Here is a 26258-nt window from a genome sequence, read left to right on the forward strand (position 1 = left end):
AAAATCAAACCGACCGCCAAACGCTATAAATTGCTAGCAAGACAAGCTATTTCAAAATAAGCTGTGGAATCACAAGAACTTATACCCCTCCCACACTTCCATTAAATTTACAGTTTCAAAGTTTCCATATCGGCATTTTTATTCTACTGTTTTTATATAAAACCAGTTGGATGGATCCTTAATATGTCGACACTCACGGTCTGGAATAACCTTTCAGTTAAACATAAACTCTTTGGCTTAGTTCTACTACCGATCTCATTGCTCCTTTTCTTAGCCGGTAGACAAGCTTACTTTCTGACGACGCAGTTAAACGATTTTGAGCGAACCAATCAGTTAGCAATTTACCTTGAAGATATCTCTGTCTTGTATCGAAGTACTTTGGCCCCAAACACTGAAGAGTTCGTTAATCGAAGTGCTAAGGTAAATGCCGAGCTCAAAGCACTTTCACCCAGCATATTTCTAAACAGTTCCGAAGAAGTGAACCAACTGCTGGCCGACTTCAGTGAGGCAACCTTGTCGACTATGAAAACGACCGACAGTTTCGATAAGCTGGATGCGATTGAATGGCAAAGTGACTTGTACCAACAATTGTTGCTAGCCATTGAGAAAGTCCCTTTTGATATCACCAAGCGTGAGATTCAACAGCACCTCACCGCCTTGCATCAACTAGAGTGGTTGATGTTTTGGTCAAATGAAGAATTTAAGCTCAGCGCTTCACTCTTCGATATTTACCAAAATCATCAAGAGTATGATTCTGAACTAGCCGAGTTGGTTGAAAGCCTCAATGCTAGGCAAGTTTTGTTCTTAGAAAGATTTGTGTCCTTGAATGCCAATACACATCAAGTTTCACTCATGATTGAAGTGTTTAAAGATGAGGCTTTTATGCAAAGCCAAGAGATACGTCACGCACTTCATAGTTCATCCACAATAAGCGCATTGACTCCACAAGAGATCACTACCGGACTCAATGCGATGAGTGCTCGCCTAAGCCTGTTGCAGAATTTAGGTGACGTGATCAAACAAGAGTTCCAAGCCGAAGTAGCTCAAGCGATCTCAGATGCTCAAACAGAAAGAACGCTATTTATTTCCATCGTCACGTTGCTTGCAGCAACGGTTATGGGATTAACCCTCAGTTTAGCGAAACAAGTCACCAACAATCTTGGGCTAGTTCTTAGGTTCTTAAAAAGTGAAAACGATGATACCCGCCCTTCTTTGGACAAACTGATTCAAGGCAAAGACGAACTCAGCCTATTTGCTCAGCAAGTAGAGCGACTTACCATCGAACGAGAACATGCAAAAGAGAAGTTAACGATAGCGAAAGAAGACGCAGAGCGAGCTAAAGAAGACGCCGAAGAAGCCAAAGACCACGCGATACAAGCTAGCAAAGCGAAAAGTAGCTTCTTGGCCAATATGTCTCATGAAATTCGAACCCCACTGAATGGCGTTATCGGAATTTCGGAGATCCTGTCAGACACACCACTTACACCAACACAACGTGATTATGTAGATACGATCGAGACCTCATCCCAACTACTGCTAAGCCTGATCAACGACATCTTAGACTTCTCTAAGATTGAATCTGGCATGCTATTAATCAGCCCGCATTCGGCATCGATTAGAGAATCCATTTACGACATCGCATCTATTGTCGCGCCAAAAGCTAAAGAGCAAAAAATATCAGTGAACGTTGATATCAGCCCAGACACACCTGCACGCGTGATGATCGATGATCACCGATTAAGACAGATCTTGATGAACTTTATGTCGAACGCGGTGAAGTTCACAGCAGAAGGTGGCGTTACCCTGTCAATCCAAACGCTAAACAAAGCAGAAAACAATGTCACCCTAAGGTTTTCTGTGCGAGACACGGGGATTGGTATCGGTAAACAGCAACAGAAACAGATATTCGAACCGTTCGCTCAAGAAGATGATTCAACGACCAGACAATTCGGTGGTACTGGTCTTGGCCTTGCGATCAGTACTCAGCTTGTTGAACTTATGGGTGGTCAGATCCAACTCGACTCCGTCAAAGGTAAAGGCAGTTGTTTCTACTTCGATCTAGAATTACCCATTGATTTAATGTTGCCAAAACCAAGCACAGCAACCGCCGACATTTATGTTCTAGGTAACGCGAACATGCTCTCTAAACGAATAGAATGGGACCTTAACCTCTATGGTTTAGAAATAACCCAACAAACGAGAGATACAGCTGAGCTTACACAACAACTCACGATTCAAAAGCACGCTAACCCAATTACAGTTGTCTTTGCTGAAGATGACACATTCCAAGCCAGTGACTATACCAGTGACTTAGATAAGCTCCACCAAAACGGCATCACTATCTGCTTGATTCGATCATTTTTGAGCGAGCCGGCTGACATCGGCAATTGTGTTACGGCTCAAGTATCACAGCCCCTACTCGGTTTACGTTTGATTAAAGCGGTTGAGCTCTGTGATACACAGGGTCGGGTTGAGCTTTCAGAGGCGAGCCAACCTTCTCTAGAGATACAACACAAAATTCTGATCGTCGAAGACAACAAGGTCAACCAAAAAATTGCCGGGCTTCATGTTGGTAAAAGTGGTTTTGAATTCGAGTTTGCGAATAATGGCCAGGAAGCCGTGGACATGTTCAGATCGAACCCTCACTACGCAGCAATACTCATGGACTGCATGATGCCGGTTATGGATGGCTTTGAAGCGACAAGTAATATTCGCCGCGTTGAAAAAGAGACCAATGCCACGCGTCGTATCCCTATTATTGCCCTGACCGCCAGTGTTATTGATGACGATATTCAAAGGTGTTTCGACGTGGGCATGGATGACTATGTGCCAAAGCCATTCAAATTTGAAATGTTAAAAGAAAAAGTACTTGCCGCCGTTGAAGCAATGCCACTTCCTGTTGCCTACAAAACTAAATCTACGAAAAAACCCGCGACCGTAACGCCGATTCTTAATGCTGCAGCTAAACGGACTGTGCCAGAGGAAAGAGAACAAAACCCGGTTCCGAGCAAATCTGAAAGAATACTGCTCGTCGAAGACAATCGAGTTAACCAAAAAGTCGCTTCGGTCATGCTAACAAGGGCTGGTTACGCTTTTGAAATTGCAGAGAATGGTCAAATTGCCGTTGATATGTACCAGAACGACAGTAGCTTCGACATTATTTTGATGGACTGCATGATGCCCGTTATGGACGGCTTCACCGCAACTAAGGAGATTCGGGAACATGAGAAAAACCTAGGCTTAAGCAAAACTCCTATCATCGCGTTAACCGCCAGTGTTATCGATGATGACATTCAAAAGTGCTTTGATTCAGGCATGGATGGATACGTAGCGAAGCCCGTAAGAAAAGAAAAGCTATTCCATCAAATAGAAAGTGCGACTTGTTAGGAGAAACCCATGGATTGGATTAAAACAATAAAAACACTTCCACGCAGAGTCATATTGCCAGTCGCGGTAGGGCTATTAGGAAACTTGCTTCTTCTCAGCCCAGCTCATGCCGCAGAAGATTACGCCATATTCTCTTTAGATTCAGGATTTGAAGAAATATCGATAAACAAAGCAAGGAAGCTGTATAGAGGAAAAACAAAACGACTCGATGGTAAACGTGTAGAACTTTCTGATTGGCCTGAAAACAGCAGCGAACGTGAAGTTTTTTACCAACAACTGCTTGGAAAAAACGCAGCTCAAATGAATGCCCATTGGGCGAGCTTATCCTTCTCAGGTAAAGCTCGTTATCCAAGAGAGATTAAATCGGCGTCCACCGAAACCTTGGTTGACTGGCTTGATGACAAGCCCAATCGAATTGGGTACGCCCCGCTCTCGACGCTCCCTGAAAATGCCAATGTTCTATACGTTATAAGCTCGGAGAAATAATATGAAAAAAATAATTACGTCAGTGCTATGTGCTTCAATTGCCTCTCCGGCTTTCGCTATTATTGAACTTACCGATAATTTTTCGTTAAGCGGATTTGGTTCTACTTCTTGGGCAACATCAGATAACGACTCCCCTTTAATCATCAACAATGGTTTTACCGATGAAAATTGTTATGACTGTGATACCACACTTGGAGTTCAACTCGATTACTTTTACAACTCATTTAAAGCTTCCGTACAAGTTGTCAAACCACCCCAATATGATTGGAGTGATCCTCAACTCGAGTGGGCTTACTTGGGCTATGAATTTAACGACTTCGATGTGAGTATTGGTCGATTACGACTGCCACTATTCCTTGCCTCTGAATACTATTATGTTGGCCAAGCCTATATGACGGCAAGACCACCGACAGAGGTGTATAACAGCGTTCTTGGTATTACCGCTTTCAACGGTGTCAAAGTGAGTTGGACTCATGATGTAACCGATGAAGCTACCCTACAACTCTCTCCATTTGTCGGAATCAAAGATAAGAATGAAGTAGAGTTCAATTCGACAACCGAGCTGGAATTCGAAACAAATCGAATGTTTGGTGCAAACCTTCAATTAAGTGGTGATAACTATCGTTGGAACTTATCTTTCCTTGATTCAAATTTCGATCAAACGACAAAAATTAAAAACGTTGGCACGCTTCCAACAGCAGACAACCAACACATCCAACTTTGGTCGCTAGGCGCTGAATATGAATTTGGCCAAGCGGTATTGGCGAGCGAAGGTCAAATCAGTGACGTTTCTTCATCCATGTACGCCAGCCTAGGTTACCATTTAGGAGTATTCACACCTTACGTAGTATACGGCGCGCAATTTAACGCCAATGAGCACTTAGAAGGGAATAGCTACTTAGTTGGTGTAGATTACGACTTGATGTCAAATATATCTATCAATGGTGAAATGCAATTCTTCGAAGCGCGTAGGTCAAACGGTGCCTTTATTGACGCCCCTAAAACCGATAAAGATGCATTGCTCTACACCATCATGTTGAGTTTTGTTTTTTAGCTCGAATTCAAATCGATGGTCACTTGCAGCAATTAAGATCCAAAAAAGCCAGTCGAATATTCGACTGGCTTTCTCAATAACGGTTTATCAGCTTACCATTAACCCATCTAAAGATTATGAGCTTGGCGCGACTCGTTTCTCTTTCAACTGTTCAATAACATAATCAGGAGCCACTTTACCTAGCTCACCCAAGCAATCATCTGTTTTTTCATTGCCATAGCGTACATAAATATCGCATACCGCGTATAACTGTTCTGGAGAGCCAGAGATCAAATACGCTTTCTCGAACGATTTAGTCGACTTGTCGATATCCAACTCTTCTTGTAATACCCCATTTAGGTACCAATAGTAACTGTTATCTTTCGCTAGCTTCGCGGCTACTTCAATCTCGTGGGCTGCTGCTGTTTTGTCTTCAAGGCGAACCAAAGTTAATGATTTAGAATAGTGCATCGCTGCATTGTCCGGTACATTCTTCAAACCACGATCCAATAGCTCGACCGCTTGTTGATCTTTATTCTGAACTCGGAAGTTGTCCGCGTAGCTCAACCAAACTTGTGGGTCTCTGGGATGAGTGTTGATGAGCTCCAGATAAACCGTTTCCGCCTTATCCCACTCGTTGTGCCAGCGAAGAACATCAGCAAACAACAGTTGAAATTTTTCAGATTCTTGCGTTTCCAAGAAGCTAATCAACTCTTGTACTGGTGGTTCAATTTGTGCTTTTTGTTGGTCATCTAACGCATTAAAGTCACGAATCAGATTTGACGTTGCCGTGTGACGAACCATGGTATCAGTGTCTTTTAGCAGCGGGGAAACTAACGCCCAACGATGCTCCAGTTGGTAAGGTTCAGAACCGATAACCGCCGCTTCACGAACTTCAGGGTTTTGATCTTTTAAGCCTCTTGCAACCGCCACCAGCGCATTTTGGCTTGGGTATGAAGCAAGTTCTTGCAGTGCACCAGTACGATTTTCAACGGATTGATTCTGATCTTGAGCCATGTAAGACAACTGTTGAATACGGGTTTGAGTGTCCGTCATTTCGAGCACTTGATTGATATTTTGTGCCGGTGCGTCAACAGTTTGCTGAACGCTATTCGCTGCCATCGCAGACGTTGAAATCAATGCGGACGTTGAAACTAATAGAGCAACAGCCGTCGCTAAACTCTTCTTCATCATAGTATTACCTTAAACTGGAGAACTTAGCCTGTCCTTAGACTCGTATCTGATTAAATTTGTCTTGGACCTGTTGACCCAAAAAACGAGTTAAAACTTGGTCTCGAACGTAGTTTGTTGCGCCTGTTTTGCACGATGTGCCATCAATACTGAATCACTGAATTTGCCATGAGCAACCGGATGCCCCATCGCACGAGCGATATAAGCCATCGACTTGTCGACATGAGAAAAGAACTTGTGCCAGCCTGCACATAAGTAGTTCAAGCCCGGTTCGCCTGCACGAGTTTTGATAAAGCGGTTTTTCGGACATTCACCATGACACGCAAACTTGTACTCACACTGCTGACATTGACTGGTCATTGTGCGTGATTTAGCAAAACCAAACTTTTGCTGTGGTGCGCTGTACGCTAAATCATCAAGCTTCTCGTGGTGGATATTGCCAATTTTGTATTCAGGGTAAACGTAGTGGTCACAAGAGAACACATCACCGTTTGGCTCCATCGCTAGGCCTTTACCGCAGATCTCATTCAGAGTGCAAAGCGGATTCGGACGACCAATCCACGTTTCTAAGCTCGCTTCAAAATACTGAACGAACACTTTACCGATGTCGTTCTTCGCCCACTCATCAAACACAGAGATCAGGAAGTTACCCCAAGCTAAATCCGACACGCACCACGATTCCATGATCGAGTCTTTATGGCCGGGGATCAGGCGTTTTTCGCCTTGTTTTAGCTGCTCACTCACTTGGGATGTTTGTGGCGCAACCGTTCTAAAGGTTTTCTGTTCAACGATAGGAATAAACTGCATTTGTGGAGACTTCACCACATCACGTAGGAAGCGATACACCTCAAGTGCATTTTGACTGGTGAGGTTATTCACACAAGTCAACGTTGCAAATTTAACTTGATGTTTGTGCAGCAACTCAACCGCCGCCATCACTTGTTTGAATGTGCCACGGCCTGCTCTGTTAACACGATACGCATTGTGCAGCATTTCAGGACCATCAATACTCAAGCCGATCAGGAAGTTATTCTTTGCTAAGAATCGGCCCCAATCGTCATTGAGCAGTGTGCCATTGGTTTGTAGGTCATTAGAAATCAACACACCTTCAGGCTGGTACTTTTTTTGTAGTTCAACCACTCTTTCAAAGTACGCTAAACCCAGCATGGTCGGTTCACCGCCCTGCCATGAGAAGATAATTTCAGGCGTATTTTGACCTTCGATATATTGTCGGATGTAGGTTTCTAACGTCTCATCGTCCATTCTTGGAGAACTGCCTTTCTTGTACTCCAACAAATCTTGCTTACTTAGGTAATAACAATATTTACAGTCAATGTTGCACGCTGCGCCAATTGGCTTAGCCATAACATGCAAGCGTTTAGACGCTTTACCATTGTATTGTGGACCTTGAGTAATGTGCATGATTTATCTACCTATCTTAGTGTCTGTAGCCATCATAATGCCTATTTCAGTCAGTGGCATGTTATACCCTTTATAACCAATAGGAATGACCTTAAACGTTAAAATTGCCCTCTATTTCGAACATTCGAGGCACGTGATGAAATTTTTCAATTACAAACAATTAGCGGCGATCAGCAGCGTCACCATGACTATTTTCCTAAGCGGCTGTGCGAGCGTGCCTACACACCCTATCGCCCAACAAATCGACCAAGAGATGGTGCTAGTTGAAGGTGGTACATTCACCATGGGTTCGAACGATCCTGAAGCGACCAAAGCAGAACGACCAGCGCGAGATATAACTGTAGATAGTTTCTACATTGCGAAGTTTGAGGTGACTCAAGAATTGTTCGAATCGGTGATGGGCTCATCTCTCAGTTATTTCCAAAACCCACAAGTTCCGGTCAATAACTTAAGTTGGCAACAGGCGAACTACTTCGTTGAACAATTGAACGAACTTACAGGTGAAGAATACCGTCTGCCGACTGAAGCTGAATGGGAATTTGCAGCGAAAGGTGGCAACAAGAGCAAAGGCTATACTTACAGTGGTTCCAATAACTTAGATGATGTTGCGTGGTACTCAGCAAATTCTAAAAATAGCGCACATCCAGTCGGGCTAAAGAAGCCAAATGAACTAGGCTTATATGACATGACCGGAAACGTGGGTGAGTTTGTGATTGATGCCTTCGATGACACCTTCTACCGATTCGGTCCAACAGACAATCCTAACAACGCAAAACACAGCGACGTTGGTTTATCACATAAATCGGTTCGCGGTGGCAGCTTTGCTTATGACGAAAACGAATCTGAAAGTTACCGTCGCGACTTCGCAAGCCAATCGATCACTATGTCAGATATGGGCCTGCGTTTAGTTAAGGATACGAACTAGCTAAAGCTGTGAGCTAGTTAAAGAATGAACTAACTAAAGGTGCCAACGGTTATGAATCAACAATCTTCACAAGCGATACTAAAATACGACTTGCACTATACACACATTAGAAATTTGACACACGTTAGAAATCTGACCAAACGTTAGAACTCTGCGGCAACGCTGAATAAGGAACTTCTATGCAATACACCAAGCTTTCAGGACTTACACTCGCGTTACTCTGTGCCTTCCCTGTCTCAGCAGCAGAGAAGCCAAATCTAGTCCTTCAAATCACGGTAGATGGCCTGCGCGCAGATCTTATCGAACGATATAAGCACAACTTCGGTGAAGGTGGTTTCCGGTACTTAATGGATGACGGTACTTACTACACCAACGCGAACTATCAACATGGCAACACGGAAACGATCGTGGGCCATGTGTCGCTTGCAACCGGCGCTCCACCGAGCGTACACGGCATGGTAGGTAACGTTTGGTATGACCGTAGCGAAGAACGTTTGGTGTATAACGTAGAAGACGGTAACTACAAAATGTTGACCTCTGGTGCGGGTGTCGATAAAGCAACTGAGATCGACCCAACTCAGAAGACAGCACAAGGTGATGGGCGATCTCCAGAGCCTATACTTGCCACCACGTTTGGTGACGAGCTGACAATTTCCAATAGTGGCAAATCAAAAGTGTTCGGTGTATCCGTGAAAGACCGCGGCGCAATCTCATTGGCGGGACACAGTGGTAAAGCCTTCTGGTTCTCCAAAGCGCAATCTGAGTTTGTCACCAGCAACTATTACTACGACGAGTATCCAGATTGGGTATCACGTTGGAACGAGAAAGCGATTGCTGCAGAGTACTCGAAACAGAAATGGGAGCTCTCATTACCACGTGAAAACTACGCGCTGCAAGAGCACGATACCGAACACAAAGTGAAACTCGGTGATTTCCAACGCACCTTCCCTCACCCTTATGGCCCCGCGAGTTACAAGTACTACAGCACAACGCTAACCGTTAGCCCGGCTGGCGATGAAATCACAGAAAACTTTGCAAGCACACTGTTGATGCAAGAGAAGCTAGGTCAAGGTGACGTGACCGATTACCTGTCTGTAAGTTTTTCATCAAACGACTACGTGGTGCACTTATACGGCCCTGAAAGCCTAGAGACAGAAGACAACCTAATTCGACTCGATAAGACGATCGCCAAGCTTCTTAAAACCGTTGATCACCAAGTCGGACTAAAGAATACACTAATTGTGTTGTCTGCCGACCACGGTGTACCTGAATCTTCACCTGCGGCAAATGCGCTTGGCTTCAATCAAGCTCAATACTTCAATAAAGACACACTGCTCTCGAGTGGCGTAGAGCAAAGGTTGAAGGATGAGTTTGGTTTATCCAAAGACGCAATACGCTTGTACGCACAGCCTTATATTTATCTGAATCACGATTTAATCGCAGAGAAGAAACTTGACCTAGCTAAAGTACAGGAAGCGATCGCCGATGAAATAGCGAAAGTGAAGGGAGTGGCGTTTGCCGTATCAAGCAGTGATATCGCGGCAAACCGAGTACCTGATACTCATGTAATGCAGCTCATTAAGAACAACTACCACCCAGCTCGTTCTGGCGATGTGTATGTGGTATTTGCTCCACGTAGCTACATTAACGACATGGAAGGCCTTCAAATAGCCTCGACTCATGGCTCGCCATGGAAGTACGATACACATGTCCCTGTCATCTTCGCAGGCTACGACGTTGAAGCTCAGAAAATCTCGCGTCCAGTCACGCCATACGACATTGCACCAACGCTTTCGAACAAACTGGGTATCACTCAACCAAGTGGTTCAATTGGAGAAGTTCTGCAAGAAATTACCGAATAATAGATGTCATTGAGGTTTCTTAGTTTTAATGTCGAAACCCACACCAAGTAAAAGAGCCACTTATCAATTCAGACTGACTCAGTCAAAACAGATAAGCGGCTCTTTTTGATTGCCTGTAGTTAGGTCGAAATCCAATCAACGTATGTCAGTGCTGGGAATAACGGCTATTCGCACAAACATTTTCCATTAATCGCCCTTTAGAGGCTAACTTGATATGTCTTTTGCTGCCGCTTTGATCTTAGCGCGCAACCACTTGTGGCTAGGTTCATTAGTGCGACTCGGGTGCCAAATCATACACATATCGAGGTCTTCCAATTCGAATGGTAGTGGTAGTGTTTTAACCGAGTACTTTTCAGAAAAACAACGCACCGATGACATAGGTAACACTCCGATGTAATCAGAGCCCTCAATAACTGGCAGCATCTCAACAACACCCGCAGCGCGATAGACTATTCTGCGCTTTTCAAGGTCACTGTAGTGTTCAGAACTCAATAAGCTTTTACGTGCATGCCAACGAGATACAACCACATGCTCAACTGATAGGAACTGCTCCATATCGATCGTATCACCAATCGTAGGATGGTCTTTGCGGCACACCACCACCAGTTCCTCTTTAGAGATCACCTCATGCTTGAGCATGGTTCTTCCTTTAGGTGTCATATCGATAATAACATCGTGTCTTTGAAGCCTTAAATCAGACTCGTAATCTTCCGTAAATAGAGGGTGAACTTCTAACGCGATACCAGGTGCAACTTGGCTGATTAACTGCATCACTCTTGGCATCATTTCGTAGCTCGCCGCCGAGACGCAGGCAATTGAATACACGCGCCCTGAAGTTTTGGGGTCGAAATCTCTTGATGCGGATAAGGTAGAAGTGAAATTTTTAAGCGCAGCGGCCATTGCCGGATAGATATCAATAGCGAATGTGGTTGGCTCTACGCCTGATGTGGTGCGGTGAAACAGTGGCTCGTCATAGATATCTCGCAACCGTGCAAGCGCTTTGCTCACAGCAGGTTGGCTTATATCCATGCGATTAGCAGCCCTAGATAAGTTCTGCTCTTCATAGATAGCAACAAATATAGGAATTAAATTGAGTTCGGTGCTTTTCATACAGTTCCATATTAAAGAAGCAGGTCCCCTATAGTAGAGAGCCTGCCGATTTTGTTCGATGCGAATAACTAAAGTTTGCTACTTAGTTCTATCTTTTAAGTTTGGCAAGGCTTTAGGGATTTTCAAGCGGTCGAAAATTGAACGAGAATTGCTTGAGTTTGATGTGTCATTGGGTAAGTTACGTAACCCTCTCCACAAACGAGTAAATACGTTTTTGTCTTCTCGCCCTTGTTGGAGGGATTCACTGTCTTCCACCCAACGTTTTTGTCCATTCAAATTACCAAGTTGCGCTTTACCCAGTTTCGCTTTATTCAGTTCTAGCTGAGAAGTTTGGTTTCGTAATTGACGATAGATAAAGGTTCTCAATGCGGGCCAATTATTTTGCTTAAGCAAACGACGCAATACCAACCAACTTGGTGTTGGTCGATTTTTGTAATAGCGCTTCGCCGTAACGAATAACATGCCACATAACACCACTGCCAAATCAACGCTTATAAAGATCGACATGTAAGCCTTGATGAAAGATCGGAGCGTATGTTTTGCTTCAAACACCTCGCCTTTTATCACCACGCTCTCAAGACGCTGATTTTTGCTGTCCCACCACTGGAATGTGAACTCCGGTAAGGTAAATTCACCACCTTGCTGAATCACATAAACCGTCTCTTCAATTCTACTGGACCGATAGTCACCACGTTCTTGTGTGTCATCTAAACGATTAGGCTGAGGGTAAGCTTGATATTGCTGAGTCGATTCATTGGTCAACACATTGGGAAGTAACACCGACAAACTGTCTTTCGCTTTGATCGTCACGGTTCGAGTAACCGCATCACCCACTTTTAAGTCTTCGCTCGAACGTTGCCATTGCTGCTCAACATCCACGTCTGTCGCTGAAAACCAAGGCGATTCATCGCTTAACAAACCAGACGGTAATGAGGCTTCAAACTTAATCGGCTGCGTGTAAAGCGTGCCGCCAACGTTTGAGCCATCAGGTGCTGACACTTGAATACGAACAGGCACTGTAGGAATCACAAACTCGCCAGAAGTCATCGGATAAAGCGTCACTTCCCAACGTTGACGTGACCATGTTGTGCCACCCACTCGCTCTGTGTAGTTCGTCGCGAGTTGGTTGCGCTGCTTAGCAATAACATTGGGGATTTCGATGCTGCCAATTCGCGTACCACCCGTTAGCCAGCGAGGGGTCGCCACCTCAATATTCAGAATCACTTGCTCATTAACGCTGACTTTCGCTGGCGTTATCTTATCGCCTGACTTCGGTTTGTCTCCAACCCAAGCGATCAGTTCAACATCACCACTCTTCTGCAGATCATAGATATCCGTCGCAGAAGCAAGTGTAGGGAAAACAGTGCTAATCAATAGAACCATCGACACAAGCAAGGTCTTGGTTAGTTTAAAGGATTCTGAGCGCCCTACCTTTACTTGAATCAATTCAAGAGCTAAATCATGTCGACTCATTGGGTTTGCTCCTGTTTTGGCGTCTGTTCTTGTTTTCGCATCTGCTCGATCGAAGGCGCAGGATCTCTTAACTGAATTTGGAATTTGGATTTCAAGAAGAACTTAGGATCGGCTTCTACTCGCTTCAACCACTTGTCGGCAAGCTCTTGGCTACCCAAAATCTCATTCGCGTTAAGTGTTTCCTTAAGCATCAATTCCGCTACCGTTTCCTCTTCTGCACCATCACCCGTGCGCGGCTGGTCGTCATCTAATTCTAAAGATTCTTCAGGGCCATCAGTTGTGCCTGATTGGCTTTCACTGGTGCGATTAACCTCTTCGACAATGCCACTAAGCACAGCAAGATTGTTCTCCACATCCGTTCTTAGTTCTGGTGACAGACCCTCTTTCTCGCTTAATGACTTCAAAAGGTCTCGCGCGGCAAGGTATTCTCGCTGTCGAGCTAAAGCACTCGCGGCGTTATACAAACCATAATCGGTTTTGGTTTGTAAAAAGGCACTGTGAGCTAACTTAAAATCACGAGCATAGTAGTAAGCCGCGCCCTTTCGCATTGGGTCAGTAAAATGTTTTGCCGCTTCAAGGTATTCCTTCTGGTTCAACAGGCGTTGACCTTGCTGGTCGGGCGTTAACCATAAATCCCACCACCATTGGGCTGTTTTATCCCAAACCGTAACCGACTCCACCACAACGGGTTTCTCAGCGGTTAAGTTGACTGTTTTCGCCAAAGTGTCTGGTGAATACATGCTACCTGTAATCAGCACGCCAACAACACACCACTGAACCAACCACCCTTTTCTGAACCACAACAACATAATGATAGCCATTGGAATAAGCAGCCCGTATCCCATGTCTTTCCAAGGCATTGAAGACTCACCGTTGAGTTGCATGTTTCTTTCAACCGCGTTGTTGAGCTGTTGGATATCCGAATCATCAACGGTCACTTCGATCAGTCGTCCACCTGTCTTACTCGCCAAATTGCGTAATGAATCGAGGTCGACAGGATTATCGCTCACCACATTACTGTTTCCTGCGGCTAGAATAAGCAACTGATACGGGTTGTCGTTAAAGAAGTTCTCGAACGCTCTGATGGTACTTGGATTTACACCATCCGATACCAACAACACTGACGAACCTAGCTCACCAGACAATTGCTGATTTATGAGTGGCAGTGCTTCTTCTGCTGACTTACCTGATACCGGCATGATGTCGGGTGTGATAGCCGCTAGAAACGGTTCGAATACCTTGCTGTCTTGAGTCACAGGCATCGCGACGTGTGCGCTGCCTGCGTAAACCACTAAGCCCGTATTACCGCCCTTGCGCGCTGCTAATAAGTCTCTAATTTTCTGTTTAGAGCGTTCCAAGCGACTCGGTGGTAAGTCTTTCGCCAGCATGGATTCGCTGTTATCAAGCACCACTAACATCGACGCTTTGTCTTCCCCAAAAGGTGAAGCCTCACGCTGCCATGTTGGGCCCGAACAAATAATGATGGCGATAGTTACAATCACCACCAATAGCTTCAATGGCAGCTGCTTACGCCAGCCTGTTTCGCCAATCGTCAAGGCATCACGTAAATGCACGGGAAGAATATCTTTCCACGTCGGCTTAGTTTCTTCTCTCCAACGAACCCATAACAAGAAGAACATCGGAATAAAAGCCAATAACCACAATGGTCGAATAAAGTGAAACTGAGTAAAGAACTGTTGCAACATGAGAGAATCAGGCATCGTTCTCTCCTTTCAAATTTTTATTTGAAGAAACCAAAAGTGCTCTTCTACGAATTGTCGCCAAGCTAAAAGCAGTCAAATACATCACAATAACAATGGCCATCAAGTAATGATGTAACCCCTGTTTAGGACGATAAGTCGTACTCTCATACAGCTGAGGCTCTAGCTCACCGATTTGAGCGTAGGCTTTAGTCAGCTCATCGCGGTTGAACGCTTCAAATGCTTCGCCACCAGACTCTTGAGCCACTCGTTTGATGGTTTCCATATCCAAAGCCACTTCACCAACGGTTTGTGGGTCACCCATGGCGATCACGTGAATACGAACGCCTTTCGCCTTCGCAACTTTGGCTGCATCAATCGGTTCAACAAAGCTTCCCGTATCATTACCGTCGGTTAGTACGATCACGACCTTCTCTTTTTCGTTGGCATCAACACTTGAATCTTGAACGGCAGCACTTTGCTTTTCGCTTTGTTCAAACACCTTAATCGCCAAGCCAATTGCATCACCTAAGTGCGTGCTTTGCCCTGCCATAGCGACATCGGTTTGATTAAGCAGTTCAAGCCACACATCTTGGTCAGCTGTAAACGGTGTTTGTACAAACGCTGCATCACCAAAAAGAATCAAACCGAGTCGATCCCCTTTTCGGGTAGTCGCAAAATCAGCCAGCACTTCTTTGGTCGCATCTAAACGAGAGATTTTATCGCCTTGCTGAGAGGTAAAATCTTGCTCCGCCATTGAGCCGGATAAATCGACCACCACCATCACATCACGACCCAATTGTTCACGAATTTGTGGCTCACCAAGAATGGTTGGTTTCGCTAACGCACACACGACCAATACCCAAGTAATAATGAGCGTGGTCCGTTGCCACCAGCTTGGTGTTAACTGGCTGGCACCTTGTGACGGTGCTTCGCCAATCGCTTCAACCAATTCTCGAAAAAATGGCACCTTAATAGCCATTTGCTTAGTTCGGTAAGCTGGCACGGCAAAGTAGACTAACAACGGCAAAGGCAGCGCGATAAACCATAGCGGGTGCGCAAATTCAAAGCTGGCAGATAAAACATCAAACATTGTCTTGCCCCTCAGCCATTACCTGTACATTCGGTTTTGTTTGTACATCGGGTTTATGAAGCTTTAGCCACATCATCGCAGTTTGAATCACCTCTAAACGCTGTTCAAAGCTCAAACGTACTTTAGGGTCAATTAGGCTCTGCATCCATAACCCCGAAACTTCATCGGCAAAGAACGCATTGCTGTTTTCACTGGTGTTAGCGCTAACAGACAGGTAAGCGTTCAAGCGATTGACATAAGCTTGGCCAAACAGCTTGGCATTGCTGCTGTCTAGGTAACGGAGTACCACTTTCAGTACCTTGAAGGTTCGTTCGGTTGAGTTTTTGTCTCTCGCATCCAATACCATGAGCTCTTTAAGCGCTTCTTTACGATAACGGTTATTCCACCATCTCTGCGCCAAGCGATAAGCCAGATAGATAGCGACCAATAACAGAATGACGCCAAGGATCTTCCAGCCAATAGTTTGCGGCATCCAGCTCACGCTCTCGGGAATGGCGACATCGTGCAGATCGCGAAGGATATAAGTACTTGGAGGCGTATGTTCAACGGCCATCTAACGCCCTCCCACCAGCTTTTGAAGCTGAGAAATATGAGTTCCAGACGTATCTAATTCGATATAAGGGAGGTTTTTCATCGCCATTAATTTAGCAAGGGACTGTTTCTGGAGTGCCGCCTTTTGAGCAAGGCTTTCACTTGCGAGGTTAACCTTAGATTGGCTATCCAGATTAAGTTGAAAGCGACCATCACCCACCACCCAATTTGCGCTTGCGAGATCTTGAGGTAATGATTGTTCCAATGGGTCTGTGACCATTATGGCCAAGATATCGTTGTGTTGCTGTAACTGCTTTAGTCGGTCTAGATGTTGTTCTTGGCAGTCGCGCCAATCGCTAATAAAGATTAAGGTCGACTGCTTTAATCTCATTCGTTTTATCAGTTCAATCCATTGACTGAACCCGACTCCTTCGCTGTCACTCACACTCACGTCTAAGCTTTGATTTGCTTTAGTAAGGTGCTTTAACTGAGCCAGTAAATCAGACTGTGAACGCTGTGCTTTGGTGTGGAAGAGTTTTTGATGAGAAGCTAAAACAAAGCCAACACGGTCACCATCTTTCAGGACTCGCCATCCACACAATGCCGCGACTTCGGCCGCAACAACTGATTTCATGGTGTTTTGAGAAGCAAAGAACATCGAACTGCGCTGATCGACACAGATGATTACATTTCGGTCTTTCTCTTCGGTATAGCTACGAACATGAGGCTTACCCGTTCGCATCGTGACTTTCCAATCGAGATTACGAATATCATCACCAAGTTGGTAGTGACGTAATTCCTCAAAATTCAAACCACGACCACGAAACAGGGAATTATGTCGACCCGACAGCACACTGCCCGCCTTTAGATGAGGCAACAGAGAAAACGACTCAGCTTGAGCCTGAATTCGCACTAACCTTGAATAATCACAGTACAATCGTGGATCAAGACCTTGCGATTTGGGAGCTTGTGTTGGCTTCGCCATGACGCCCCCTAGTTATCCGATCTCAACATTATCAAGCAGTTCTTCAACCACTCTTTGATGGTCAATACCATCGGCCAATGCATCGTAAGACAACGAGAATCGGTGGCCTAATACGGTCGGCAACATGGCACGCACATCGTCCAACATGACGTGGTCACGCCCTTGCAACCACGCATAAGCGCGAGCGCATTTATCCAATGAAATAGAAGCACGCGGGCTTGAGCCAATCTCAATCCATTTAGACAAGTTTGATTCTGGGTAACGCTCTGGCTTACGAGTCGCCATCACCAAAGCCACAATGTAGTTCTCAACTAAATCGGAAACGGCAATATCTGGAAGTTGGCGGCGAGCTTCAAGTACCAACTCAGGTTCAATATGCTGTGGGGTGACTAATTCTGAACTCGTCTCGCTACCGAGTTCCTCACTGCGCACAAGTCGAATGATGTCGCGTTCAGCTTCATCTTCTGGATAGTCGACCGTCACTTTCATAATGAAACGGTCCATTTGTGCTTCAGGCAGTGGATACGTACCTTCTTGCTCTACTGGGTTTTGAGTGGCTAGCACCATGAATAGATTTGGCAGAATATGAGTTTGACCACCAACCGTAATCGTCCCTTCCGCCATGGCTTCAAGCAGAGCCGCTTGTACCTTTGCAGGAGCACGGTTCACTTCATCGGCTAAAACAATACTGTTGAAAATAGGACCCGGTTGAAAATGCAACTGAGGCTTTCCATCAAGCTCTTGATACACTTCTGTACCGGTTACATCTGATGGCAGCAGGTCAGGCGTAAACTGAATTCGACCAAAACTGGTGTTCAGTAGGTTCGCCAGCGATTTCACTGAACGAGTTTTCGCTGTACCGGGAAGTCCCTCTAAAAGCACATGCCCATTAGTCAATAACCCTATCACCAGAGCCCGAACGACGTGGCTCTGACCGATAACACTTTTCTCTGTTTGTTCAATCAGTTGGTTTATTGCTTGTTGTGCATGGTTCATAGGTCTTCCCTTAATTCAATCTGGCTGCGTACATCCTACTCACAAGCCCCATAACTATTAGTTATACACGTGATAATTGTTCATCAGCGCGATAAATTATAAACGTGATAATTGCTCATAAGCGCGATAATTGGTTACAAGCGGAATAAGCAGCAAGCACAATAGCCAAACTCACCTCATCGCTTTATTCAAACTTAGCTTTCAATTGGTTAATGGCCTCCGGCGGTGCCACTTTGCTCAGTGATGAAATACATTGCTCAAACGCCTTTGGTACGCCCGGTATATGGCTGTTTCGCGCCAACACTTCACACTGGGCATACAAGTGCTGTGGGTTGCGGCTAAATTGGTAAGCCTTGTGCAGTGATTGACTTGCCGCAAGCACATCCGATTTCTCCAAAGCCAATCCGTACACATACCAATATTGTGGGTCGGTTTGTGCAGTTTCAGCAGCTTGTTTAAGGTACTCCGTTGCTTGTTCGTAATCTTTTACACGAAGCAGAGATAACCCTGTGCTGTATGGCAAAACACTCGATTTAGGCTGAGCTTCAATACCATGCTTCAACGTCGCTAATGCCTTTGGCTCGTCGCCCATTGCACGATATAAGTCAGCCAAGTTGGCATAGCTGTTTTCGAAGTAAGGCTCAATCTCGATAGCGCCTAGATAAAACTCAATCGCTTTGTCGTGCTGACCTAAATCTCGGTAAACATTACCTAGGTTCGTACGTCCAAACCCTCTGTCGGCATTAAATTGTTGTATCTCAATGTACTCTTGCAATGCAGGTTTGATTTGATCTTTCTGTAGAGGGTTCATCTCACCCCAATAACGCACAAGCGCTCCTGCGGTTTCTGAGCGAATCGACAATACAGGGTCTTTCAATAATGGCTCTAGAATCTGCCAACGATCAGTAAACGGAAAACCTGAGGAACCTTGCACGACGCCTAAGCGGATCATCTCATCATCGTGTTTCACTGCTCTTGCCAATGAAATAAGCGTGTTCTTACCCGTGTTTCCACCCAAGCGTTCTAAGCTAGATGCTCGAATGATGTTGCTTAAACTTGAATCTTGAGCCGAATACGCCAGTGCATCTTCTGCTCCTCTGTGCCCTATTGAATCCGCGTAAAAAGCGACAGCAAAATGTTGTTGGTTTCGATACTTAGAATCTGGGAACCATTTACCGATTTGTTTATCAGCCCACTGATCGGTTTGATCTTCGTGACAACTGGTACAGACGTTCGGTGTTTTAATATGCTGACTGATATCAGGCCGTGGGATATGCCAACTGTGGTCACGCCTTGGGTCGACTTCCATGTACGTCGTTTCTGGCATGTGACAAGTGGTACATTGTGAAGCCTCAGTATTCGCTAAATGGAATGTGTGCTTTTCAGGCGTGTACTCTGATGCAATGTGACACTGGCTACACACAGCTTCTTCAGCAATTTTCAGTTCTGCAGTATGTGGATCATGGCAGTTAGTACAAGTAACGCCTTTCTCTGCCATCACCGATTGTAAGAAAGAGCCGTAAACGTAGTCTTCATCGTAGATTTGACCATCGTTGTGATAAAGCTCAGGGGTTATCAAGCTTAGGCGATATTTATCAAAGAACGCCCCATTAACATGGTCGCCTGTTTCATTCAGCTGAGTGCGTCGGCTATGGCACTGAGCACAAGTCTGTACTTGATTAGTGTGAATGATGTCTTTTGGTTGTAGGGTTGAGTTGCCCTCTTGATAGATCCACTCTTTTACTGACTTCGACAAGTCGCGATCAAACCCATAATGCGCCGAGACTGGAGCATCCTTACCACCGTTAGCTTTTGCTAGCTGGGCTTGTTCAACGTGCTCGCTTGCAGGGCCATGACACGCTTCACAACCGACATTAATCTCCGACCATGTGGTGTTGTAGGTATTACTCGCGCTGTCGTAGTTTTTCTCTAGGTTTGTTGAATGGCAGTCTGCACACATGAAGTTCCAGTTCTGGCCACTGTTGGTCCAATAAAACTCATCGGTGTTGGTGGTATCAGGGTAAAGGTGAAACCAGCGTTGGCCACCTTCGTCCTCGGTGCGAGAGTCCCAAGCGAAAGGAATCAACTGTACGCGTCCGTCTTCAAACTCAACCATGTACTGTTGCAGGGGTTCAAAGGCGAAGGTATAGCTGATTTTGTAATCTTTGAATTGGCCATCCGGCCCTTCGATGTTGACCCAAAACTCTTCTCCCTTGCGAAAAAAACGGTTGGGCTTTCCTTTATGAGTCACGGTTTGATCGTTGAAATCGCCCAAAACGGACTCATCAGTCGCGTGTTTCATCGCCATATCATGATGAGAGCCTTGCCACGCTTCCACTTCTTCGCTGTGACAGTCAACGCATGCTTCAGAACCAACATACGTAGCCTTGGTAGAGCTGGCATCTAAGGTTTCTGAATCAATAAGCGAAGCTTCAGTCGTCGTCGGAGCTTGTTCATTCGCATACACATTGACACTGAGTGTCGACAACATAGGTAAAGACAACATTGCGGATAATACTGCAACTCGCTGGTGTTTCAATTCGTTCACTAGTGAGCACAACCATGCAGACATAACATTCCTTGTTTTTATACATCCCTATGCTTAATAAGGTAGACGTAAAAACAATGAAATTACAATTATTTAGTGGCAGTGGGCTCGATAGTTGTGATTCATATTCACGACTGATATCTACTCATCGATATGCTCATAAAAAAAGAGCTCCGAAGAGCTCTTTCGTGCTACCAGTTTCATCAAACATTAGTTTCAATAAACCAAAGCTTACTTATTATGGTTCTCTTGAAGTTTCTCCATAACCTGATCCAAGCTAAAGCTCGCTGCTTTTTGACGTGGTGGATATTCAGCAAAGGTTTCTAAGAACTTGCCAACATACGCTTGTGCAGGAACGAACATATAAGCATGGTCTAACAACCAGTCATAGTAAGTGTTCGATGTGATATCTGCGTTTTCGTATGGGTCCATACGAAGGTTAAACAGCTTAGGAAGACGTAACGTTACAAACGGTTCTGCCCAGATTTGCATGGTACCCGTTGCACGCTGCTCCATGAACACCGCTTTCCATTGGTTGTAACGAAGTGCCGCAAGGTCACCGTCATCGGTAAAGTAGAAGACCTCCGAACGACGACCTTTCTCTTCTTCACCGGTTAGGTAAGGAAGGAAGTTGTAGCCATCTAGATGAACTTTAAACGTTTTATCACCCGCAGTATGACCTTTCAGTAGTTTCTCTTTGATCTGATCATCACCAGCGGCTGCAACGAAGGTTGGCATCCAGTCCATGTGGTGCATGATTTCATTTGAAACACTGCCCGGTTCAATCTTTCCTGGCCAACGAACCATTGCTGGTACACGGTATGCGCCTTCCCAGTTGGTGTTTTTCTCTCCACGGAACGGCGTTGTACCGGCATCAGGCCAAGAGTTCATGTGTGGACCGTTATCCGTTGAGTAGAAAACGATGGTGTTGTCTTTGATTCCCAGCTCATCCACTTGCTTCAATAGTTGTCCAACGTGTCGATCGTGCTCAACCATACCATCAGCGTAGTTACTGATACCGGTTACGCCTTTGCTATCTGGCTGCACGTGCGTTCTAAAGTGCATTCTTGTTGCGTTCCACCAAACGAAGAATGGTTTATCCGCTTTCACTGCGCGATCCATGAAATCAAGTGCCGCGTCCAGCGTTTCTTCATCGACCGTTTCCATACGCTTACGCGTTAGTGGACCGGTATCTTCAATCTTGCCATCAGCGAATGACTTGATAACACCACGAGGGCCAAATTTCTTACGAAACTCTGGGTCAGTTGGGTAGTCTTCATTCTCCGGTTCTTCTTCAGCATTCAGGTGGTAAAGGTTGCCAAAAAATTCGTCAAACCCGTGCGCTGTTGGAAGGAATTCATCTTTGTCGCCAAGGTGGTTTTTACCAAATTGGCCTGTCATGTATCCCATAGGTTTAAGCATTTCTGCAATCGTTGCATCCTCCGCTTGCAAACCAATGTCTGCACCTGGAAGGCCTACTTTACTTAAACCCGTTCTAAGAACACTTTGACCCGTGATGAACGTTGAGCGACCTGCGGTACAAGACTGCTCAGCGTAATAATCGGTAAACATCATGCCTTCTTTGGCGATGCTATCAATATTTGGTGTGCGGTAGCCCATTAAGCCAAATGTGTACGCACTCACATTGGATTGACCAATGTCGTCCCCCCAAATGACCAATATATTTGGCTTTTCTGCTGCAAAAGTGGCGCTAGACGCGGCCATCATTGCTGTACCCAAAATCGCTAATCGACGTTTAGCGCCATACTTCGCTGTCATAGAAACCTCTTCGTAAGTTATTTGCATCCTGCCCTACAACGTATAGTTCATTTTTTGCGCATACGCGAGATTACCTAAGCTATTAATCTTTTTGTCATTTTCATCAAGATATGGATACAGAAGTCATCGATATGGTTTACGGCAACAAACATGATAAGGATCACACATACAGACTAAGGGGCTGTTCTGGCAACACACTGGAACTGATATGAATCAATAAGTTAACTAGACATCATAACGATTGGTTATAAGCACTATAAAAGGACGGAACGGAATTTTGAGAATAACATTTGCTCATCGATGTGTTGTTCTAACGCATTAATCTTAAAAGTGAATCGGAGTCCTTATGGGTACTAAAATTAATAAACTAGCATTAGGTGTTGGCTTATTAGCAGCTTCTTCAGCGGCAACAGCAGCAGAAAAACCAAACATTCTTGCTATCTGGGGTGATGACATTGGTGTATTCAACATCAGTGCATACAACAACGGTATGATGGGTTACGAAACACCTAACATCGACCGTATTGCTAACGAAGGCGCACTATTTACTGACCACTACGGTCAACAATCGTGTACTGCTGGTCGTGCTGCATTCCTAACAGGTCAAGAACCTTTCCGTACTGGTCTATTGACTATCGGCATGCCAGGTTCGGACCACGGTATCCCTGATTGGGCTCCAACTATCGCAGACCTTCTTAAAGAACAGGGTTACATGACAGCTCAGTTCGGTAAAAACCACATGGGTGACCAAGACAAACACCTTCCAACGAACCACGGTTTTGACCAGTTCTTCGGTAACCTTTACCACCTAAACGCGGAAGAAGAGCCAGAGACATACTACTACCCTAAAGATCCTGAGTTCCGTAAGAACTTTGGCCCTCGTGGTGTAATCAAGTCGACTTCTGACGGTAAGATTGAAGATACAGGCCCTATGACGCGTAAGCGTATGGAGCATGCGGATGAAGAGTTCCTAGAAGAATCTTTAGCATTCATGGAAAAAGCGGTGAAAGCTGACAAACCATTCTTCATCTGGCACAACACGACTCGTATGCACGTGTGGACTCGTCTACAAGAAAAATACCAAGGTAAATCTGGTATCAGCATCTACGCTGATGGCATGCTAGAGCACGATGACCAAGTCGGTATCCTTCTAGACAAGCTTGATGAGCTTAAGATCGCAGACAACACCATCGTAATCTACTCTACCGATAACGGTGCAGAGACAGTATCTTGGCCTGATGGTGGTGCAACTTACTTCCACGGTGAGAAAGGTACAACTTACGAAGGCGGTATGCGCGTTCCTCAGTTAGTTCGCTGGCCTGGCACTATCAAACCGGGAACTAAGATCAACGACATCATGGGTCACCAAGACTGGATCCCGACTCTACTAGCAGCCGCTGGTGATGATAAAGTTGTTGAGAAGCTTGCTTCTGATAAAGGTGCTACTTACAACGGTAAAAACTGGCGTGTACACCTAGATGGTTACAACTTCCTACCTTACTTCCAAGGTAAAGAAGAGAAAGGCCCTCGTGACAGCATGCTTTACTTCTCTGCTAACGCTGAACTAAATGCGGTACGTTGGAATGACTTCAAGATTTCATTCGCTGTTATGGACGGTAACATTGTTGATGCCGTGCGTTTCCAACCAAACTGGCCTCAAGTCGTTCACCTACGTGCTGATCCATTCGAAAAAGCACCACACGAATCGGGCATGTACCTACGTTGGATGGCAGACAACATGTGGCTATTCGTACCTGTAGGCGGCAAAGTACAAGAGTTCATGAACACGCTACCTGACTACCCTATGCAGCAAAGCCAAGTGTTGAACCCTGGTAACTTCAACCAGAATGCTTACATGCTTCAAGGTAAACTTAAGCAACTAGAAGCGGCAGCAGCGCAAGCTAAATAATTAGCTAAAGCTTAACCAACCCTAGGAAAGTGAAACCAAGCCGTGATAGCTCAAGCGCTATCACGGCTTTTCAGTATATCAACAATGAAAACTGTCCCACATAAGCCTTTAACAAACGAGTGACGAACAAGGTTATCCGCATACATTTACTCGCATAGCCTTGTAGCTCGCCTCGTTTATGACCGTTACGTTAAGATTACGCAAATTTTTTCAAATCCCACGGACATCACTTGAAATACAGAGATATGCGTGCGATTGTATTTTAACTCACCCTAACAACTGTATGATTATGAAGACAATCCAAAGCATTGCCCTACTCTCAGCTATCGTTGCTGCACCTTCAGTATTAGCTGACGTTGAAATCCAAGTTCCATCCAGTGTTGATATTCTAGCGGTTAACGAAGCTAAGCCTGACTTAGACGGCGGCTTATTCTCTTCTCATAAAACACTGACGTTACCAGATGGCCAAAACCAAATCGTATTCCAATATCAACTTGCATTTGATAAAGGTAACGATCGTGAATTCGTAGACAGCGACGCTGTTATCGCAACATTCGATGCGACTGATACCACACTGACTTTCGACCTGCCAAAATACCGCAACACAGCAGAAGCAAAATCTGGGTTTAAAAACTTAGAGTGGAGCCTTGTTGACGAGAATCAGAATGAAATCAGCGTTAAGCAAGACAAGCTAGTTAAAGACGGTATGCAAATTGGACGTAAATACCCTCAAGAAGCAAAAGAATACAACCAGCAAGGCGGCATTGCTGCACTAGCTATAGGTACAACAGCGGCGGTTGTTCAACCTGTAACACTTCCAGCAAAAATTGATGGAAATGCGGCTAACACAGCTGAAGAAATGTTGTATTTTTGGTACGAAAAAGCCGATGCTGAAACGAAGCAGAAATTCAAAGATTACGTGAACAAGTAGATTCGATTACGAACAAGTCTATAAAGTATCTTGTTCAAACCAAAGAAGCTGGCACACTGCCAGCTTCTTTGATTTTATCTAAATAGGACGTTATAGGTGTAAAAATCAACGATAATCAGGTCTAATCCTCGACATCAATAACATATCAATGTATTTCCCGCCTTTGAATGTACTCAGCCTTTTAGTGCCTTCTAACTGAAAACCCACACGTTCATACAAAGCAATGGCAGCGTTGTTATCGGCATGAACCTCTAGCTCCAAACGGACAAGATTAAGCCAATTATCAGCCTGATTAATCGCTTCTTTCATTAATGCCTTCCCAACCCCTTTGCCGTGTGCATCAGGGTGAATCGCAATCCCTAAGCCAGCACTATGTCGGTCTCTCACCTTAGTCGTCATGAATAAGGTAATGTGCCCAACGACTTTACCTGACACTTCTGCGACTAAAGTGAAATGGTCTGAATGACCAAACAATCGCTCCACTTGATCAGAGCTAAGGAAAGGTTTTTGTGAGGTATTTTCTGATACTGATGAATGACGATAAATATCAAAAATGTCTTGGTTGTCTGTGGTTTCAAGATGTCTAATTTGTATTTCCAAAGTGATTCCTTACTGTCTATTTCTATCCTTAAGCTAATTTTCATATTACGGATAGCAACGAGTAGCTACAACCGTAAGTGACAGAAATAATTGAATAATCGTCATAGCCCATAAAACAGTCGCCACAGCCCATAAATAACAAACTCAAATACTAAAAATGCACCATTGAAGGCCCTCACTCGCCTGTTCATAGAGTAAAGTTCGCTCTCGAAGCAAATAGCTCAAAGGTATAATAATACCAATCGTAGTAAATAACTGTTCACCCTAGCTTGTTAAAAATCTCGATAACGTCGTTAG

At 44.9% G+C, this 26258-nt stretch carries 19 protein-coding genes; 7 read left to right on the forward strand and 12 right to left on the reverse strand.

What is annotated here, in order from left to right:
- Positions 1 to 183 precede the first annotated feature (183 nt).
- From AB4232_RS14220 to AB4232_RS14230, 3 genes are read left to right on the forward strand one after another with little or no spacing between them, the layout of a single operon-like run.
- Positions 184 to 3387 carry a response regulator gene (locus AB4232_RS14220; RefSeq protein ID WP_372087387.1) on the forward strand — a complete coding sequence of 1068 codons (3204 nt, stop codon included), beginning with the start codon at positions 184 to 186 and terminating at the stop codon, positions 3385 to 3387.
- A 9-nt stretch (positions 3388 to 3396) separates the two neighbouring features.
- Positions 3397 to 3873 (forward strand): hypothetical protein, encoded by a 477-nt coding sequence (locus AB4232_RS14225; RefSeq protein WP_009844970.1) that lies wholly within the window; start codon positions 3397 to 3399, stop codon positions 3871 to 3873.
- Position 3874: 1 nt separating this feature from the next.
- Entirely contained in the window at positions 3875 to 4927 is a 1053-nt protein-coding gene (locus AB4232_RS14230; protein WP_009844969.1) for an ABC sulfate transporter permease, read from the forward strand.
- A gap of 114 nt (positions 4928 to 5041) precedes the next feature.
- Here the strand turns inward: AB4232_RS14230 and AB4232_RS14235 are convergent, their stop codons facing one another.
- Both AB4232_RS14235 and AB4232_RS14240 read right to left on the reverse strand, forming a co-directional pair.
- Positions 5042 to 6100 (reverse strand): tetratricopeptide repeat protein, encoded by a 1059-nt coding sequence (locus tag AB4232_RS14235; RefSeq protein WP_372087388.1) that lies wholly within the window; start codon positions 6098 to 6100, stop codon positions 5042 to 5044.
- A gap of 87 nt (positions 6101 to 6187) precedes the next feature.
- Positions 6188 to 7519 (reverse strand): anaerobic sulfatase maturase, encoded by a 1332-nt coding sequence (locus tag AB4232_RS14240; RefSeq protein ID WP_012600744.1) that lies wholly within the window; start codon positions 7517 to 7519, stop codon positions 6188 to 6190.
- A 136-nt stretch (positions 7520 to 7655) separates the two neighbouring features.
- Here AB4232_RS14240 and AB4232_RS14245 point away from each other — a divergent pair, with 136 nt between their 5' ends.
- Together AB4232_RS14245 and AB4232_RS14250 are read left to right on the forward strand one after the other, a co-directional pair.
- Entirely contained in the window at positions 7656 to 8444 is a 789-nt protein-coding gene (locus AB4232_RS14245) for an SUMF1/EgtB/PvdO family nonheme iron enzyme (protein ID WP_017088127.1), read from the forward strand.
- 179 nt (positions 8445 to 8623) lie between these two features.
- Positions 8624 to 10306 (forward strand): alkaline phosphatase family protein, encoded by a 1683-nt coding sequence (locus AB4232_RS14250; protein ID WP_372087389.1) that lies wholly within the window; start codon positions 8624 to 8626, stop codon positions 10304 to 10306.
- 204 nt (positions 10307 to 10510) lie between these two features.
- On the opposite strand, the gene AB4232_RS14255 is transcribed toward AB4232_RS14250, so the two are convergent.
- The 9 genes from AB4232_RS14255 to AB4232_RS14295 all read right to left on the reverse strand — a co-directional run bounded on the left by AB4232_RS14255 (position 10511) and on the right by AB4232_RS14295 (position 22521).
- Positions 10511 to 11416, reverse strand: a complete 906-nt coding sequence (locus AB4232_RS14255; RefSeq protein WP_009844964.1) for a LysR family transcriptional regulator — start codon at positions 11414 to 11416, stop codon at positions 10511 to 10513.
- A gap of 78 nt (positions 11417 to 11494) precedes the next feature.
- Positions 11495 to 12889: a BatD family protein gene (locus AB4232_RS14260; protein ID WP_372087390.1), complete on the reverse strand. Its 1395-nt coding sequence runs from the start codon at positions 12887 to 12889 to the stop codon at positions 11495 to 11497.
- Positions 12886 to 14610 carry a VWA domain-containing protein gene (locus AB4232_RS14265; RefSeq protein WP_372087391.1) on the reverse strand — a complete coding sequence of 575 codons (1725 nt, stop codon included), beginning with the start codon at positions 14608 to 14610 and terminating at the stop codon, positions 12886 to 12888. Before AB4232_RS14265 ends, AB4232_RS14260 begins: the two co-directional genes overlap by 4 nt.
- A complete protein-coding gene (locus tag AB4232_RS14270) occupies positions 14603 to 15682 on the reverse strand; it encodes a VWA domain-containing protein (RefSeq protein WP_372087392.1) in 1080 nt (359 codons plus the stop codon). The genes AB4232_RS14265 and AB4232_RS14270 overlap by 8 nt, the downstream gene beginning before the upstream one ends.
- Positions 15675 to 16235: a DUF4381 domain-containing protein gene (locus tag AB4232_RS14275; protein WP_371709922.1), complete on the reverse strand. Its 561-nt coding sequence runs from the start codon at positions 16233 to 16235 to the stop codon at positions 15675 to 15677. The genes AB4232_RS14270 and AB4232_RS14275 overlap by 8 nt, the downstream gene beginning before the upstream one ends.
- On the reverse strand, positions 16236 to 17198 hold the full coding sequence (locus AB4232_RS14280; protein ID WP_017099368.1) for a DUF58 domain-containing protein: 963 nt from the start codon (positions 17196 to 17198) through the stop codon (positions 16236 to 16238).
- Positions 17199 to 17210: 12 nt separating this feature from the next.
- The gene (locus AB4232_RS14285) at positions 17211 to 18194 is read right to left on the reverse strand and encodes an AAA family ATPase (RefSeq protein ID WP_372087393.1); all 984 of its coding nucleotides are present in this window, start codon (positions 18192 to 18194) and stop codon (positions 17211 to 17213) included.
- Between the two features lie 184 nt (positions 18195 to 18378).
- A complete protein-coding gene (locus AB4232_RS14290) occupies positions 18379 to 20766 on the reverse strand; it encodes a tetratricopeptide repeat protein (RefSeq protein WP_372087394.1) in 2388 nt (795 codons plus the stop codon).
- 207 nt (positions 20767 to 20973) lie between these two features.
- On the reverse strand, positions 20974 to 22521 hold the full coding sequence (locus AB4232_RS14295; RefSeq protein WP_372087395.1) for an arylsulfatase: 1548 nt from the start codon (positions 22519 to 22521) through the stop codon (positions 20974 to 20976).
- A gap of 346 nt (positions 22522 to 22867) precedes the next feature.
- Between AB4232_RS14295 and AB4232_RS14300 the strand changes: the two genes are divergently transcribed.
- Together AB4232_RS14300 and AB4232_RS14305 are read left to right on the forward strand one after the other, a co-directional pair.
- Positions 22868 to 24430, forward strand: coding sequence for an arylsulfatase (locus AB4232_RS14300; protein WP_012600756.1), 1563 nt, complete (start codon positions 22868 to 22870; stop codon positions 24428 to 24430).
- Between the two features lie 283 nt (positions 24431 to 24713).
- Entirely contained in the window at positions 24714 to 25361 is a 648-nt protein-coding gene (locus tag AB4232_RS14305) for a DUF2057 family protein (protein WP_135443726.1), read from the forward strand.
- A 105-nt stretch (positions 25362 to 25466) separates the two neighbouring features.
- Here AB4232_RS14305 and AB4232_RS14310 read toward each other — a convergent pair whose 3' ends face one another.
- On the reverse strand, positions 25467 to 25961 hold the full coding sequence (locus tag AB4232_RS14310) for a GNAT family N-acetyltransferase (protein ID WP_009844954.1): 495 nt from the start codon (positions 25959 to 25961) through the stop codon (positions 25467 to 25469).
- Positions 25962 to 26258 lie beyond the last annotated feature (297 nt).

Source organism: Vibrio sp. 10N.286.46.A8 (genome assembly GCF_041470165.1).
GTDB lineage: Bacteria > Pseudomonadota > Gammaproteobacteria > Enterobacterales > Vibrionaceae > Vibrio > Vibrio tasmaniensis_A.

Excerpts from the sequence above, each read along its gene's own strand:
- AB4232_RS14220 (WP_372087387.1), top strand. The coding sequence starts at position 184 with ATGTCGACACTCACGGTCTGGAATAACCTTTCAGTTAAACATAAACTC.
- AB4232_RS14225 (WP_009844970.1), top strand. The coding sequence starts at position 3,397 with ATGGATTGGATTAAAACAATAAAAACACTTCCACGCAGAGTCATATTG.
- AB4232_RS14230 (WP_009844969.1), top strand. The coding sequence starts at position 3,875 with ATGAAAAAAATAATTACGTCAGTGCTATGTGCTTCAATTGCCTCTCCG.
- AB4232_RS14235 (WP_372087388.1), bottom strand. The coding sequence starts at position 6,100 with ATGATGAAGAAGAGTTTAGCGACGGCTGTTGCTCTATTAGTTTCAACG.
- AB4232_RS14240 (WP_012600744.1), bottom strand. The coding sequence starts at position 7,519 with ATGCACATTACTCAAGGTCCACAATACAATGGTAAAGCGTCTAAACGC.
- AB4232_RS14245 (WP_017088127.1), top strand. The coding sequence starts at position 7,656 with ATGAAATTTTTCAATTACAAACAATTAGCGGCGATCAGCAGCGTCACC.
- AB4232_RS14250 (WP_372087389.1), top strand. The coding sequence starts at position 8,624 with ATGCAATACACCAAGCTTTCAGGACTTACACTCGCGTTACTCTGTGCC.
- AB4232_RS14255 (WP_009844964.1), bottom strand. The coding sequence starts at position 11,416 with ATGAAAAGCACCGAACTCAATTTAATTCCTATATTTGTTGCTATCTAT.
- AB4232_RS14260 (WP_372087390.1), bottom strand. The coding sequence starts at position 12,889 with ATGAGTCGACATGATTTAGCTCTTGAATTGATTCAAGTAAAGGTAGGG.
- AB4232_RS14265 (WP_372087391.1), bottom strand. The coding sequence starts at position 14,610 with ATGCCTGATTCTCTCATGTTGCAACAGTTCTTTACTCAGTTTCACTTT.
- AB4232_RS14270 (WP_372087392.1), bottom strand. The coding sequence starts at position 15,682 with ATGTTTGATGTTTTATCTGCCAGCTTTGAATTTGCGCACCCGCTATGG.
- AB4232_RS14275 (WP_371709922.1), bottom strand. The coding sequence starts at position 16,235 with ATGGCCGTTGAACATACGCCTCCAAGTACTTATATCCTTCGCGATCTG.
- AB4232_RS14280 (WP_017099368.1), bottom strand. The coding sequence starts at position 17,198 with ATGGCGAAGCCAACACAAGCTCCCAAATCGCAAGGTCTTGATCCACGA.
- AB4232_RS14285 (WP_372087393.1), bottom strand. The coding sequence starts at position 18,194 with ATGAACCATGCACAACAAGCAATAAACCAACTGATTGAACAAACAGAG.
- AB4232_RS14290 (WP_372087394.1), bottom strand. The coding sequence starts at position 20,766 with ATGTCTGCATGGTTGTGCTCACTAGTGAACGAATTGAAACACCAGCGA.
- AB4232_RS14295 (WP_372087395.1), bottom strand. The coding sequence starts at position 22,521 with ATGACAGCGAAGTATGGCGCTAAACGTCGATTAGCGATTTTGGGTACA.
- AB4232_RS14300 (WP_012600756.1), top strand. The coding sequence starts at position 22,868 with ATGGGTACTAAAATTAATAAACTAGCATTAGGTGTTGGCTTATTAGCA.
- AB4232_RS14305 (WP_135443726.1), top strand. The coding sequence starts at position 24,714 with ATGATTATGAAGACAATCCAAAGCATTGCCCTACTCTCAGCTATCGTT.